The sequence below is a fragment of the Citrobacter sp. Cpo147 genome (assembly GCF_030332405.1).
Lineage (GTDB): Bacteria > Pseudomonadota > Gammaproteobacteria > Enterobacterales > Enterobacteriaceae > Citrobacter > Citrobacter portucalensis.
Map to the genome: position 1 here is coordinate 392,210 of NZ_JAOWHX010000030.1, position 13,724 is coordinate 405,933.

The window sequence follows — 13,724 nt, forward strand, 5'->3', positions numbered from 1 at the left end:
GTTCCTTACGCTGGCAACAGATCCTGCGCAGCCAAATCGGCTGCCACGTCTTCAAGTCCGAGTCGGTTCAGGGTTTCGCGCGTTGGGCAACCCAACTCGGGATCCCAGCCCATTTCCTGATAGAACATCGTCAGTGACTGACGCATATCCTCCCTGTCCATCTTGTCGGTGCCTTCGGTGAAGACCGGAATTTTCGGATCTTTATCAAACACCCAGGAGCAGATGAGATCGTGTTCATTACGCATATCTTTGGTTTGCATCAGTTTGACCGTATAGGCACGATGCAGGGTAAAGATGCGTTCAGCGGCCAGGTCCAGACTCGCCTGCGTGGTTTCATCACCGGTGACTGCCTGGAAGAATTTCGCTTCCAGATCCAAATCTCCGCGATAGTTGCGGCTCTTAAGTGGTGAAACCGTCATCGGCCAAACCCAGTTACACAGCGTAACCGCGTTATGCAGGCAGACTTTCAGCAGCGTCCATTTGGCATATTTGATCTTGGCGGCATTGATTGGGGTATAGTTTTTGGTCTCGTCGTAGGCGTCCTGCGACCCAAATAACTCGCCCGCCACTTCGCGCTGTAATTTCAGCGGCAAACCGGAACCGATGAAGTTGATATGGGTGTGCGCCATACAGTCACGGTTAAACATACAGTTGGTGATCGCCCCCACCTGCGCCGAGGCTTCGTTTGCATGATGGACCGGAAAACCAAACGGCGACCACAGTTTATTTTTGGCATAACCCCAGTACTCTTCGCCCAAATCCCAGCGTTCAGCAATGGCATACGAACCGTCCGCAAGATGACTGAGTTCCCCCACGCGATGCGCCAGTCGATAGTAAAAATCTTTGATAAAGTTAGGATCGCCCGCCTCCAGTTGATCCCAACGGATCTCCGCGTACTCTTCGGCTGGCAGCACGCGTTTAAAGACGCCTTTCGAATAACAGTAGGTAAAGTCACGGTGCAGCTGGCCGTAGTTACACCAGATACCGTAATCGTCAAACAGGTTCAGTCCGATCAGGTTCCCTACGACTCGCCCATCGTCTTTATCGTCAAAATCTTTCGGGCCATTGGGGAAAATGGTGGTGTGAACAAAGTTCGCCACGCAGGTGTTGCCGCCGGTACTCGGCACGCCAAAATCCTTCACCCGCGGGACATTGAGCTGCGACATACAACGAATAGGGCATGAATGGCAGCCGCTCATTTTGACCGTGTATTTTTCTGCGGCTGGACCCAGATCGAACACCGATTTATAGGTACGGAAACCCACCGTATTTTGGTTGCCCGGCGGGATTTCACCGGTTTCGATTGGCCCCCCTTCTGCCGCGCCCCAGAAAAGTCCCTTACGGGCTGTCCAGCGCGAGTTTGGCGAAGAGTATTCTGCCCAGGCCTGCGGGGTGCTTGGCACAACGTGGTTGTTGTTGGCGCCGATAAGCTCGGTCATCATGTAGTCATTGAGCCGCTTCATCTCTTTACGATCGGCAATGTTGACGCCTTTAGTCCCTTCTACTGCAATGGCCTTCAGGTTTTTCGAACCCATCACCGCACCCGTACCGGCACCGCCGCTGTGGTTGCGGCTGTTGATCATGCAGGACAGTGGCACCAGATTCTCACCCGCCTGCCCAATAGCGGCAACGCAGGTTTCCGGGCTGGTAATCCGGCAAATCTCTTCGGTTGTGGCGCGAGTCCCCTTGCCCCACAAGAAATCGGCTTTTTCGATGCTGACTTTATCGTCTTTGATGTTGATCCAGACCGGTGATGCAGACTTGCCTTCAATAATAATGGCGTCGTAACCGGCGAATTTCATTTGTGCAGCAAAGAAACCGCCCATATGGGCATCTACGACTAAGTTACCTTTGGTAAACGTCGATAAGGAGGTGATATTGACGCGGGAGCTACAGGGAGCGCCAGACCCCGTCAATGGTCCGGTGGCAAAAACCAGTTTATTCCCTTCATCAAAAGGCATGGTGCCTGGCGGGACTTCGTCGTACATAATTTTATAACCAAAGCCCATCCCACCGACAAATTTTTTAAATTTACTGGAATCTTCAAGGGTGATATTACCCGTAGTGAGATTGACCCGTAAAATATTACCTGTCCAACCATTAGCCATCATGTTTTCCTTTGCAAGAAGGTTTAATAGATATACCCGCCATTCTTCAGGCAGCTTTTTTATCCAAAACTGCAGTATTTTTGGCAATTAATGGCGCGAATCAGGCATGCCTGTTATCTATCAAACAGTAATATCTTTCCACTCGATAATTTTTAATGCTCCAGTCGGACAAGCATTGGCGCATTCCCCGCATAACACACATTTTGAGGACTTTTTCGTTTCGGTATTTACGGTCGCCATCATCCACGGGCAGGCTGTGGTACACGCGCTACAGCCAATACAGCGTTTGTGGTCCACCGCAATACAACCGTCTTCCTGTTTCCAGGTAATTGCACCAATTGGGCAGACCTTCATGCACTGCGGATCTTTGCATTGCCGGCAGGTATCAGCGGTATAGTTTAAATCGCCATACAGCCCACCACCGGACCCGACGCCATCATCGCCAAAGAAGAAATTGCGATGGATTTTTATCCGGGAAAAGAAGGTCCCTACGGCACCATCGTTATAATTGGTACAGGATATTTCACAGCGGTGACAGCCCGTACAGCGGGCTCGCTGGGTCACCAGAACCCCTTTCGGCGTATTGATAAGCCCCACGGTCCCACTATCGACATCTTCCTGCTTACAACCAAATAGGGATAACAGCGCGGGGGCAATCGTTAATCCCGCCAGTCCTTTCCCTGATATCCGCAGGAATTCTAGTCGCGTTAAACCACAATCTAAAAATGGACGATCAACCTGGTTCATTTATTTCGCATCCTCTTCGCAAATGCTGTGGTAGCAACACATCCAGGCTAATTTAAACCAGCGCAGCTCAAGCCATATCGGGCGGTTAATGTTGCCAACAACACGTAAATTTTTGCCCTAACCTGATCGCGTAAATGACGGTGGTTAAACTGAATAAATCTAATCCTTTAGGGTTAGGCGTAGAAATAATGTGGTTATTCAGCATGCATAGTCTTGATCGTCATCAATTAAAAAACGGAAGGGATATAATTAATGCGGAGTGAGATTTATTATCATTAAGAAATGGAGTGTAATAGCAGCCCATTTAAATTACAAATATTTGTGAAGCCTCTCACAAATATAATACTGCACGACCATCGGTATATAAATAAATATATATCGATTTATAATTCTCTACAAGAATTTATTAACGAAGATAAATTATATAGATTGATAGATTAACGTATCGAGAATAAGAGGACGGCAAAAAATTTCTGCGGTCCTCTTTTTATGAATTAACCGGCCAATGCTTTAATTACGGTCTCAATAGCCTGTTTTTCTAACTCACTGCGCTTCACGCGCTGGTTAGCAAGGGTGGTTCTCAGTACTCCCGCAATGACGATATGCTTAGGTTCTTGTCCCAGATCGCGCATTTCCAGCACTACTTTACCGACTACTCTGCACATTTCACGGTACAACTCGTCGTCTTTCGTCTGATTTCCCATTTTTGCCCGCTCGTCATTAACTCAAACCAACAGCATATATCACTCTGACGATTTAGACAAAATTCAATGAAAATCAAATAAATGTCATCATTCTACTGAATTCTCTGAAGTCGATTAACGAGCTCAGCAAGACTTCCTGCCTGCATTTTTTCCATCACCCGCGCCCGGTGCACTTCAACTGTACGCACGGCAATATTCATGGCATCAGCAATTTCCCGATTCATTAACCCTTTTGCTACCAGATGCGCCAGTTCCCGTTCTTTTGGCGTAAGTTGTTGATAGCAGCAGATGATCTCTTGTCGCGAGAACGCCGCTGCCGAGACCTGCAATGCATGTTCTAATGCCGCCTGCAGCGGCACGGCTGACACCGGTTTTTGCAAAAAATCGACCGCGCCACGTTTCATTTGCTCAACCGCCATCGGCACGTCGCCGTGCCCGGTGAGAAAGACCACCGCCAGCGTGCTTGCTTTCTGACGCATGATTTCATGCACAGCGTGCCCATCCAGGACCGGCATACGCATATCCAGCAGTAGTACACCCACCTGGTGCAGATTTGCCTCGGCGAGGAATTTCTCGCCTTGCTCCCAGCAAGACACCTCATATCCCAGACTTTCCAATAAAAACGCACAGGCCTGGGTGACGGCAATGTCGTCATCCAGCAGATGAATTATCGCCACTACGGCCTCCTTCCTGATTTGGTTTAAAATACAATGTCACTCTCGCCCCCGCTTTGCCGTCCGGAGCCTGCTGATTTTTGATCTCAATATCCCCGTTTGCGTAGCGCACCAATCGCTGACAAATGGCCAGTCCTAGTCCCATACCTTCTTTGCGGGTGGTCATAAACGGCTGAAACGCCTGATACAACTGAGCCTCGTCAATGCCTCCGGCATTATCCTGCACCTGAATACGCACGCCACCATCCTTGTGCAGGGCGCTAAACCATACTGTCGTAGCGCCTGCCTGGGCGGCATTAAGTACCAGATTAGCCAGCACCTGCTCAAGAAGAACGCTTGGCAGCATCAACGTTAACGCCTTACTAACCTGCGTGTGCAGCGCTATCGCCGGGAATTGCTGGGGCATGCGCAGTAATTGCCAGACGTGATGGATAGCATCGTGAACGTTGATGGCTTGCCAGTCATCGGTGAGTACCGGATTGCCCTGTGCCTGGCTGACCCACTGCCGGAGATTGCGCAGCGTATCGGCTCCCCGTTGTGCCTGGGTGTCTATGTGCTCAAGCGCGGGCAACAACGGATGCTGCTCATCCTGACCACGCAGGCGAATCAGACAGCCTTGGGCATAATGGCGGATAGCCGACAACGGCTGATTGAGTTCATGGGCAAAACCGGAGGTCATCTCCCCCAGCACACTCATTTGGCGGGCAGTCTCCAGCGCCTGTTCCTGTTTGTGCAACAGTACGTTGTTCCGCTCCAGCTGCCTGCCACGTCGGCGAACCAACAGCATTACCCAGATGTAATTGAGAGTAAGCAACAGCAATATGATGACCACGCCCCCCATTGCCAGTCGGTGTTGAATAAACCAGCTTTTGACATCCAGCCACAGCTGACGCTGCTGCGGATGCTGACGGACGTCGCGCAGCAACGCTTCTACTTCGCGGGTCGAGGCGGGCGCGCCCCAGCGAAATGTCGCGTTTTGCGGTGCATTGAACAGTACCCGCGTGACGCGATCGGCCAGCTCGTCACTCACTGCAGGTAATGCGGCAAATGACCAGTCAGGATAGAGCGGTGTACTGGTCAGGCAGGGAATCGAGGCCGGATGGTTCAACACGGTCATAAAATCGGTTTTACGGATGAGGCCTTCTTCATCCATTTTTTCCAGCAGGCACACCGGCACAATCACCGCCTGCACGGCTTTTTCACGTAATAAATAGAGTAAGGCATCGGCGGGAAATCCGGTGAACGTCAGACGCAAATCGCGCTCCGGGCGCAGACCGGCATCGCTGAGCGCTTTATATCCCAGCAAATAGCCGCCAAACGCCTGTGCATCAATGGCACCAACCGTTTTGCCGATCAGATCGTGTGCGGAGGTTATACCGCTGTCGCGCCTGACGAGAATGGCGCTGCCAATCACGTTACTGGTGGCTTTCCCACCACGGGTGGAGCGTAACGACGCCAGCCAGCGTAGCGCTGAGCGGCTGTTAAGCTGGACAAACTGCGCCGGATTGGTGACCACAAAGTGTACCGTGCCACGATTCACCGCCTCCTGCATCTGGTGCAGGTCCAGCGGTTGAATATGAAACTGCTCACCGGGGATTTGCTGATTCAACAAGGTTTCCAGCGGCTGCCAGTGATTACGTGTAGAAACCTCCCCGCGCATCGCCAAAACGCCAATGTTCCATGTCTGCGCCCTGACCGCGCCGCTTAGCACCCACAGCGACACCAGCACCGTCAGACATCTTACTACGTTACGTCCCACTCAATTAACCCTGTCAATTATGTTGTTTTAGATCAACAACAAGCCGGGTATGTGGTTAACCACAATAGAGTATACCCCGTCACGATTTTTACACTGTAAATCATTGAGATTCTTTATTCATCACACGCAAATCAACGGCGTGACCAATGTTTCGTTGTTGCATCGTGACGGGAGAAAATATGGACAGCAGTAAACGGCAGTTTCTCCAGCAACTGGGCGTCCTGACCGCTGGGGCATCACTGGTTCCGCTGGCTCAGGCGCAATTTCCCTATTCGCCTGAACGCCGGGAAGGCTCACAACAGCATCGCTACGCCATGCTGGTTGACCTGCGACGCTGTATCGGCTGCCAGGCCTGTACCGTCAGTTGCGCCATTGAAAACCAAACGCCACAGGGCGAATTTCGTACCCTCGTCAACCAGTATCAAGTACAGATTGAAGGTCAGCAAAGCGTCACCAACGTCCTGCTGCCGCGACTGTGCAACCATTGTGATAATCCCCCTTGCGTGCCCGTTTGCCCGGTGCAGGCCACTTTCCAACGCGAAGACGGCATTGTGGTGGTCGACAACACACGCTGCGTGGGCTGCGCCTATTGCGTGCAGGCCTGCCCTTATGATGCGCGATTCATCAATCATGAAACGCAAACCGCCGATAAATGTACCTTTTGCGTTCACCGCCTAGAAGCAGGGCTGCTCCCGGCCTGTGTGGAATCCTGCGTCGGCGGCGCGCGCATCATTGGCGATATTAAAGATCCGCACAGCCGCATTTCACAAATGCTGCATGAACACCATGACGCCATCAAAGTCCTGAAGCCGGAAAGCGGTACGTCTCCTCACGTGTTCTATCTGGGACTGGATGAGGCGTTTGTCACCCCATTGATGGGACGAGCTCAACCCGCTCTCTGGCAGGAGGTTTAAATGAGCCATTCACTGATTATCGACGAGGTTCTGGCCCATCCCCAGGACGTAAGCTGGTTACCCTGGGCCGTACAATATTTCTTTTTCATCGGCATTGCCGCCTGCGCCGCGCTGTTCGCCTGCGTTCTCCACTGGCGCAAAAAAGAAACGGCAAACCTGGAGAATCTGACGCTGTTAATCGCCCTGACCTGTGCGATTACCGCGCCGCTGGCGCTGACCGCTGATCTACACCAAACCGCCCGCGTCTGGCACTTCTATGCGTATCCGACGCCATGGTCCTGGATGCCGTGGGGCGCGCTGTTTTTACCGCTGTTTACCGGTTTTTTAGGTCTGTGGTTTCTGGCGCAGCATGTGAAACGACTAACGCTAAAAAGTTACAGCGTCACAAAATGGTTAGCACTTGGTAGCGCGCTGTCCGCCATCGGATTGCTGGTTTACACCGGCCGTGAAGTGTCGGTGGTACAGGCGCGTCCCATTTGGTTCAGTTACGCCTTTCCGGTTGCGATGTTCCTCAGCGCGCTGCAAACATTTCTTGCCCTGCTTATTGCCACGACAAATAGCAAGGACGCACTACCGCGTAAGCTAGCGTGGGGGCAAATGGTCACGTTGATCGCGCTGGCTATCGTGGTGGTGATCTGGGCGAGTGGTAATACGCTTTCCGGTTCGGCTATCCGTCAGTGGCTGGATGTTGCCTCTTCAGCACAACACTACGCTATCGGTTGGGTTGCGCTATGGCTTGTTTCGCTTGCTCTTTGCGGGTTGGTTGTACGTTACCCCTTGTCGCTACCGCTGCGCATATTACTCGCTTTTAGCGCTATGGCGCTGTGCTGGCTAATGCGCTGGACGTTACTCATCCAGGTGCAGACCGTACCGAAATTTAACGCGCAGTTTAATCCCTATACCCTGCCCGGCGGCACCGATGGCTGGCTGGCTATTGTGGGTACCTTCGGCCTGTGGATAGCACTGATTATTATTGTTCGTGAAGCCCTGAACGCGATCGCAAGGAGAATGCAACATGGCTAATTTAACCCGTCGTCAGTGGCTTAAAGTGGGCCTTGCCGTAGGTGGCATGGTGACTTTTGGCCTGAGTTATCGGGATGTGGCAAAGCGCGCAATAGACGGTTTGTTGGACGGAACCTCGGGCAAAATTACCCGTGACCGCATTTTTGCCAACGCTCTCATCCCCGAAGCCAACGCCCGGCCTCACTGGCAGCAAAACCCGCAGCAGGTGATCTCGATGACGCAGTGCTTTGGTTGCTGGACGCAGTGTGGTGTACGGGTTCGCGTTGACACTGAGCAAGGCAAAGTGCTGCGCATTGCGGGCAACCCTTATCATCCGTTGTCGCACGAGCACCATATAGACGCCTCTGTCCCCTTTGCCACGGCATTGGAACAGCTGGCCGGGGAGTCAGGTCTTGACGCACGTTCTACCGCCTGCGCCCGTGGCGCAACCTTACTCGAAGGTCTGTACAGCCCGCTACGTATACTGGAGCCCATGAAGCGCGTCGGTAAACGCGGTGAAGGAAAATGGCAGCGCATCAGCTTCGAACAGCTGATCAAAGAGGTGGTGGAAGGTGGCGATTTGTTTGGTGAAGGCCACGTTGATGGTCTGAGAGCCATCCACGATCCCACTACACCGCTTGATGCGAAACATCCCGGCTTTGGCCCAAAATCCAATCAACTGCTGGTCACCAATACCAGCGATGAAGGACGTGATACCTTTTTACGTCGCTTCGCGCTGAACAGTTTCGGCAGTAAAAACTTCGGTGCTCATGGCGCTTACTGCGGCCTGGCCTATCGGGCCGGTTCCGGCGCGTTAATGGGCGATCTGGATAAAAATACCCACGTGAAACCCGACTGGGATAACGTCGAATTCGCGCTGTTTATGGGCACCTCTCCGGCGCAATCCGGCAACCCGTTTAAGCGCCAGGCCCGCCAATTGGCCAGCGCCCGTTTACGTGACGACTTCCGCTATGTTGTGGTGGCGCCAGCCCTGCCATTAACCACGGTGCTGGCTGACGATCGCGGTCACTGGCAGCCCGTACGACCGGGAAGCGACTCCGCGCTGGCTATGGGGATGATAAGCTGGATTATCGATAAACAACGCTATAACGCTGATTATCTCGCCATTCCCGGCGTGCAGGCCATGCAGCAGGCTGGAGAAAAAAGCTGGACTAACGCTACGCATCTGGTGATTACCGATGAAATTCCAACGCTTGCCGGACAACACCTGACCCTCGCCCATCTGAGTGCAAACGCCGCCCAGGAGCCGGTGGTCGTCAACGAGGCCGGTGAGATTGTCGCCGCCAGCAGTTGCCCGCGCGCTCAGCTGTTTGTTACCCGTGAAGTGACGCTGGCCGACGGGCAGACAGTAACGGTAAAAAGCAGCTTCCAGTGTCTGCGTGAGTCCGCAGAGAAACTGTCGCTAACGCAGTACAGCCAGCAGTGTGGGGTGTCAGAAGCAGACATTGCCGCTCTGGCCGACGCATTCACCCGCCACGGGCGTAAAGCGGCAGTGATCACGCACGGCGGTATGATGGCAGGTAATGGATTTTATAACGCCTGGTCGGTGATGATGCTCAATGCGTTGATTGGCAACCTCAGCCTTGAAGGCGGCGTGTTTGTTGGTGGCGGCAAATTCAATGGTGCCACCGACGGTCCGCGCTACAACATGGACAGCTTCGCCGGGAAGGTAAAACCGAAAGGATTAAGCATCGCGCGCAGTAAAACCGCTTATGAGTCTTCCGAAGAGTACCGCAATAAGGTCGCAGCCGGACAATCCCCCTTCCCGGCTAAAGCCCCCTGGTATCCGTTTGTCGCCGGTCAGCTTACCGAACTCCTCGTCTCGGCGCTTGAAGGTTACCCTTATCCGCTGAAAGCCTGGATCTCCAACATGACCAACCCGTTTTACGGCATTGCGGGATTACGCGGCGTGGCGGAAGAAAAGCTCAAGGATCCTGCTCGCTTGCCGCTGTTTATTGCCATTGACGCCTTTATGAACGAAACCACGGCGCTGGCAGATTACATCGTGCCGGATACCCACAACTTCGAAAGCTGGGGATTCAGCGCTCCGTGGGCGGGCGTGGCCAGCAAAGCTACCACCGCGCGTTGGCCAGTTGTCAGATCGGCGACCAGCCTCACGGCTGACGGTCAACCGGCCTCAATGGAGTCTTTCTGTATCGCAGTGGCAAAACGCATCGGGCTACCCGGTTTCGGCGACAATGCGATTACCGACCCGCAAGGTAATCACTATCCGTTGAATCGTGCGGAAGATTACTACCTGCGCCTCGCCGCCAATATTGCGTTTATGGGCAAAGCCCCGGTTGCAGAGGCACAGCCGGAAGACATTGCACTGACCGGAGTCCAACGGATCATGCCTGTGATGACCCAAACGCTGAAAGCCGATGAAATCAGCCGAGTGGCGTTTATCTACTCCCGCGGCGGACGCTTTGCACCGGACAACAGTGGGCGAGTTGATAACCGCGTCGGCAATGCCTGGGAAAAACCGCTCCAAATCTGGAATGCGAACGTCGCCGCGCACCGCCATGCGATTACCGGCGAGCGCTACAGCGGCTGCCCGGCCTGGTATCCATCACGTCTGTCAGATGGACGTGCAATCGAGGAGTTGTTCCCGGAACAAGAGTGGCCGTTGAAACTGATTTCCTTCAAATCCAATACCATGTCCAGCGCCACAGCGGTGATCCCACGCCTTCATCATCTGAAGCCGGTTAATCTGGTGGCGCTCAATCCACAGGATGGTCAGCGGTATGGTTTAGCACACGGCGATATCGTGCGTATCACTACCCCAGGCGGTCAGGCGCAAGCGCAGATAAGCCTGCTGCATGGCGTCATGCCGGGTGTCATCGCCATTGAACATGGTTACGGACATAAAGAAATGGGCGCGGCACGGCATACCCTCGACGGTGAGCCGATGGCGTTTGATGAGCAGATTAAGTCGGGGATTAATCTCAACGAGTTGGGTTTTGCGGACCCAACCCGACAGGTAGCCAATACCTGGCTTGACTGGGTGTCGGGTGCGTCGGTGCGTCAGGGGTTGCCCGCGAGAATTGAGCGAGTGTAGCTCTGGTGCCGCATGGCATTGCGAACGCGTTTTACCCGGCCTACAGGACATCGTAGGCCGGGTAAAGCACTGCCGCCACCCGGCAAAAAGCGGATTAGTTGTTTACCGGGATCACCGCACCTTTATATTTAGTACGGATCCAGTCCTGGATCTCTTTTGAATGCAGGACATCAACCAGCGCTACGATATCCTTTTTCTTCTCGTCGCCACGATGCACGGTAATGATGTTGGCATACGGGTTGTTTTCACCACTTTCAACGGCAATAGGATCTTTCACTGGATCCAGCCCGGCGTCGATTGCGTAGTTGGCGTTAATCACCACCGCATCACCTTCGTCGTTGTTATACATCTGCGGTAACAGCGCGGCTTCCACGTTTGGCAGGAACTTCAGCTTTTTCGGGTTTTCGACGATATCGCTAATGCGCGCGGTTACTTTATCCACGCCCGGCTTCAGCTTGATCACTCCCTCTTTTTCGAAAATCGACAGAATTCGGCCTTCCTCAGATACCGCATCACGCATGATGACTTTGCCGCCTTCCGGTAGATCTTTAAGCGATTTCACTTTTTTCGAATAGATACCAATCGGCTCAATGTGAATCGCTCCGGCGCTGACGAAGTCATACGTTTTATCGCCTGCATGATCTTTAATCACGCTGTTCAGGTACGGAATATGCTGGAAGTAGTTGGCGTCAATCTCACGGCCAGCCAGCGCAGTGTTCGGCAGAATGTAATCCTGGAACGGTTTAATCTCCAGATCGATCCCCTGCTTCGCCAGAATCGGTTTGGCCTGTTCAAGGATCTCCGCATGCGGCACATTAGACGCGCCAACGGTCAGAGTATCAGCCCAGGAGGCAAAGCTCAGGGCGCTTAAGGTTGCTGCAGCGAGTAACGTCAGTGATTTTTTCATGATAATGGTTTCCGTATTTTATTAGCGTTTATCTAACAGAGAGGTGATCACATCGCCGCAAAGCTGGATGATGAAGACAATGAGCAAAATCGTCACCGTCGCCACCAGCGTGACGTCGCTGTGGTTGCGCTGGAATCCTTCCAGATAGGCCAAATTCCCTAAACCACCGGCACCAATTACCCCTGCCATCGCGCTGTAGCTCACCAGCGCAATTAGCGTCACGGTGATCCCGGACACCAGAGCAGGAGAGGATTCCGGCAGTAAAACTCGAAAAATAAGCGTGCTCAGCCGTGCGCCCATCGAACGCGTCGCTTCAATAACGCCTTTATCCACTTCACGCAGAGCTATTTCGACCAGACGCGCATAAAACGGCGCGGCCCCCACGATCAGCGCAGGCAACGCGGCATTGGCGCCGAGAATGGTGCCTACCATCGCTTTGGTAAACGGGATAAGCAGCACGATCAAAATGATGAATGGGATCGAACGAAAGATATTCACCACCAGTGAAATAGCGCTATATACCGCGCGATTAGGGAATAATCCGCCGCGCGCTGTCAGGAACAACGCCAGGCCAAGCGCGATGCCCAGGATAAAGGTCGCCGCCCCCGAAAGAGCTGTCATATACAGCGTTTCCTGGGTTGCCGCTAACAGTTGATCCCACTTCAGATGGGGAAACAGTTCTTCAGCCATGTTGAATCACCTCGCCTTCAATGTCGCTCTGGCGCAGGTCGGCCAAAATATTGTTCAATTGTTCCTCAGAGGCCACCACGTGCACCCAAAGTTGACCAAACACGCCGTGTGCGGTTTGCGTCATCTTGCCGTGCAAGATGTTGAACGGCAGGCCATAGCGCAGGGTCAATTCCCCAACCACAGGCCGATGGGTACGTTGCCCGGTAAAGGTTAATTTGATAACCACCCCACCCAACTCGCTTGCCAGTTGCGGATTAAACTCGTCTTCTTCGGTGTACTGGCTCACCTGACGAACAAACTGTCGGGTAATAGGCTGCTGAGGATGGGTAAAGACGCTGAGCACATCACCTTCCTCAACGACCTTGCCGTTTTCCATTACCGCGACGCGGTCGCAGATTTTGCGTACTACGTGCATTTCATGAGTGATCAGCACAATGGTCAATTTGAATCGACGGTTAATATCGAGGAGTAAATCGAGGATCTGATCGGTAGTTTGCGGATCCAGCGCCGAGGTGGCTTCGTCACACAGCAGGACATCCGGATTGTTCGCCAGCGCGCGGGCAATTCCTACACGCTGCTTTTGCCCACCGCTGAGCTGGGAAGGATACGCATTTTCACGACCGCTCAGCCCAACCAGCGTAATCAGTTCAGCAACCCGCGCTTTGATGGACGCTTTGGACGCACCGGCGATTTGCATAGAGAAAGCAATATTTTCGCTAACGGTCCGCGACCACAGCAAATTGAAGTGTTGAAACACCATGCTGATTTTCAGTCGCGCCTGGCGTAACGATTCCCCACTGGCGGCAGAGATATCGTGGCCGTTAATCGTCACGCTGCCGGAGGTCGGTTTTTCGAGACCATTGAGCAAACGAATTAAGGTGCTCTTACCTGCCCCGCTGTAACCAATAATTCCGTAAATCTGCCCCTGTTCAACCGTCAGATTGACGTTATCGACAGCGGTGATGGCAAGCCTGCCTGGCGTAAACACTTTCGAAATATTTTTCAGGACAATCATGTCGTTTGGGTATCCGCTGCTGCTTATTGTTCTTCTGCTATCGCTTTTAGCTGTTTAGCAGTATAGATGTCCAAACGAGTGTAATCAGTGGAATTGGCTTTTAGAATGAATTAAAACGAATTTGA

General features: G+C 53.0%; 11 protein-coding genes. 3 read left to right on the top strand and 8 right to left on the bottom strand.

From position 1 onward, the window contains the following. Positions 1-5: 5 nt before the first annotated feature. The 5 genes from OGY06_RS04500 to ttrS all read right to left on the bottom strand — a co-directional run bounded on the left by OGY06_RS04500 (position 6) and on the right by ttrS (position 5,992). Positions 6-2,108 (bottom strand): aldehyde ferredoxin oxidoreductase, encoded by a 2,103-nt coding sequence (locus OGY06_RS04500; RefSeq protein ID WP_003832676.1) that lies wholly within the window; start codon positions 2,106-2,108, stop codon positions 6-8. A gap of 120 nt (positions 2,109-2,228) precedes the next feature. Next, on the bottom strand, positions 2,229-2,855 hold the full coding sequence (locus OGY06_RS04505) for a ferredoxin-like protein (protein ID WP_003029338.1): 627 nt from the start codon (positions 2,853-2,855) through the stop codon (positions 2,229-2,231). Positions 2,856-3,349: 494 nt separating this feature from the next. Further along, positions 3,350-3,559, bottom strand: a complete 210-nt coding sequence (fumD, locus tag OGY06_RS04510) for a fumarate hydratase FumD (RefSeq protein ID WP_003029345.1) — start codon at positions 3,557-3,559, stop codon at positions 3,350-3,352. Positions 3,560-3,651: 92 nt separating this feature from the next. Then, positions 3,652-4,236 (bottom strand): tetrathionate respiration response regulator TtrR, encoded by a 585-nt coding sequence (gene ttrR / locus OGY06_RS04515; protein WP_003832672.1) that lies wholly within the window; start codon positions 4,234-4,236, stop codon positions 3,652-3,654. Beyond that, positions 4,211-5,992, bottom strand: coding sequence for a tetrathionate respiration histidine kinase TtrS (gene ttrS, locus OGY06_RS04520; RefSeq protein WP_286604829.1), 1,782 nt, complete (start codon positions 5,990-5,992; stop codon positions 4,211-4,213). The genes ttrR and ttrS overlap by 26 nt, the downstream gene beginning before the upstream one ends. 179 nt (positions 5,993-6,171) lie before the next feature. On the opposite strand from ttrS, the gene ttrB reads away from it, so the two are divergent. Genes ttrB through ttrA form a run of 3 tightly spaced genes read left to right on the top strand, consistent with a single transcriptional unit; the run spans position 6,172 to position 10,987 of the window. Further along, complete coding sequence (gene ttrB / locus OGY06_RS04525) at positions 6,172-6,906, top strand: tetrathionate reductase subunit TtrB (RefSeq protein WP_226804182.1); 735 nt, start codon at positions 6,172-6,174, stop codon at positions 6,904-6,906. After that, positions 6,907-7,929, top strand: coding sequence for a tetrathionate reductase subunit TtrC (ttrC, locus tag OGY06_RS04530; RefSeq protein WP_003832669.1), 1,023 nt, complete (start codon positions 6,907-6,909; stop codon positions 7,927-7,929). It abuts the gene before it with no gap. Then, positions 7,922-10,987: a tetrathionate reductase subunit TtrA gene (gene ttrA, locus OGY06_RS04535; RefSeq protein ID WP_286604831.1), complete on the top strand. Its 3,066-nt coding sequence runs from the start codon at positions 7,922-7,924 to the stop codon at positions 10,985-10,987. Before ttrC ends, ttrA begins: the two co-directional genes overlap by 8 nt. A gap of 94 nt (positions 10,988-11,081) precedes the next feature. Here ttrA and OGY06_RS04540 read toward each other — a convergent pair whose 3' ends face one another. From OGY06_RS04540 to OGY06_RS04550, 3 genes are read right to left on the bottom strand one after another with little or no spacing between them, the layout of a single operon-like run. Next, the gene (locus tag OGY06_RS04540) at positions 11,082-11,894 is read right to left on the bottom strand and encodes a MetQ/NlpA family ABC transporter substrate-binding protein (protein ID WP_003029358.1); all 813 of its coding nucleotides are present in this window, start codon (positions 11,892-11,894) and stop codon (positions 11,082-11,084) included. Between the two features lie 21 nt (positions 11,895-11,915). After that, the gene (locus OGY06_RS04545) at positions 11,916-12,584 is read right to left on the bottom strand and encodes a methionine ABC transporter permease (RefSeq protein ID WP_048214308.1); all 669 of its coding nucleotides are present in this window, start codon (positions 12,582-12,584) and stop codon (positions 11,916-11,918) included. Then, positions 12,577-13,599, bottom strand: coding sequence for a methionine ABC transporter ATP-binding protein (locus OGY06_RS04550; protein ID WP_063941515.1), 1,023 nt, complete (start codon positions 13,597-13,599; stop codon positions 12,577-12,579). Before OGY06_RS04550 ends, OGY06_RS04545 begins: the two co-directional genes overlap by 8 nt. Positions 13,600-13,724 lie beyond the last annotated feature (125 nt).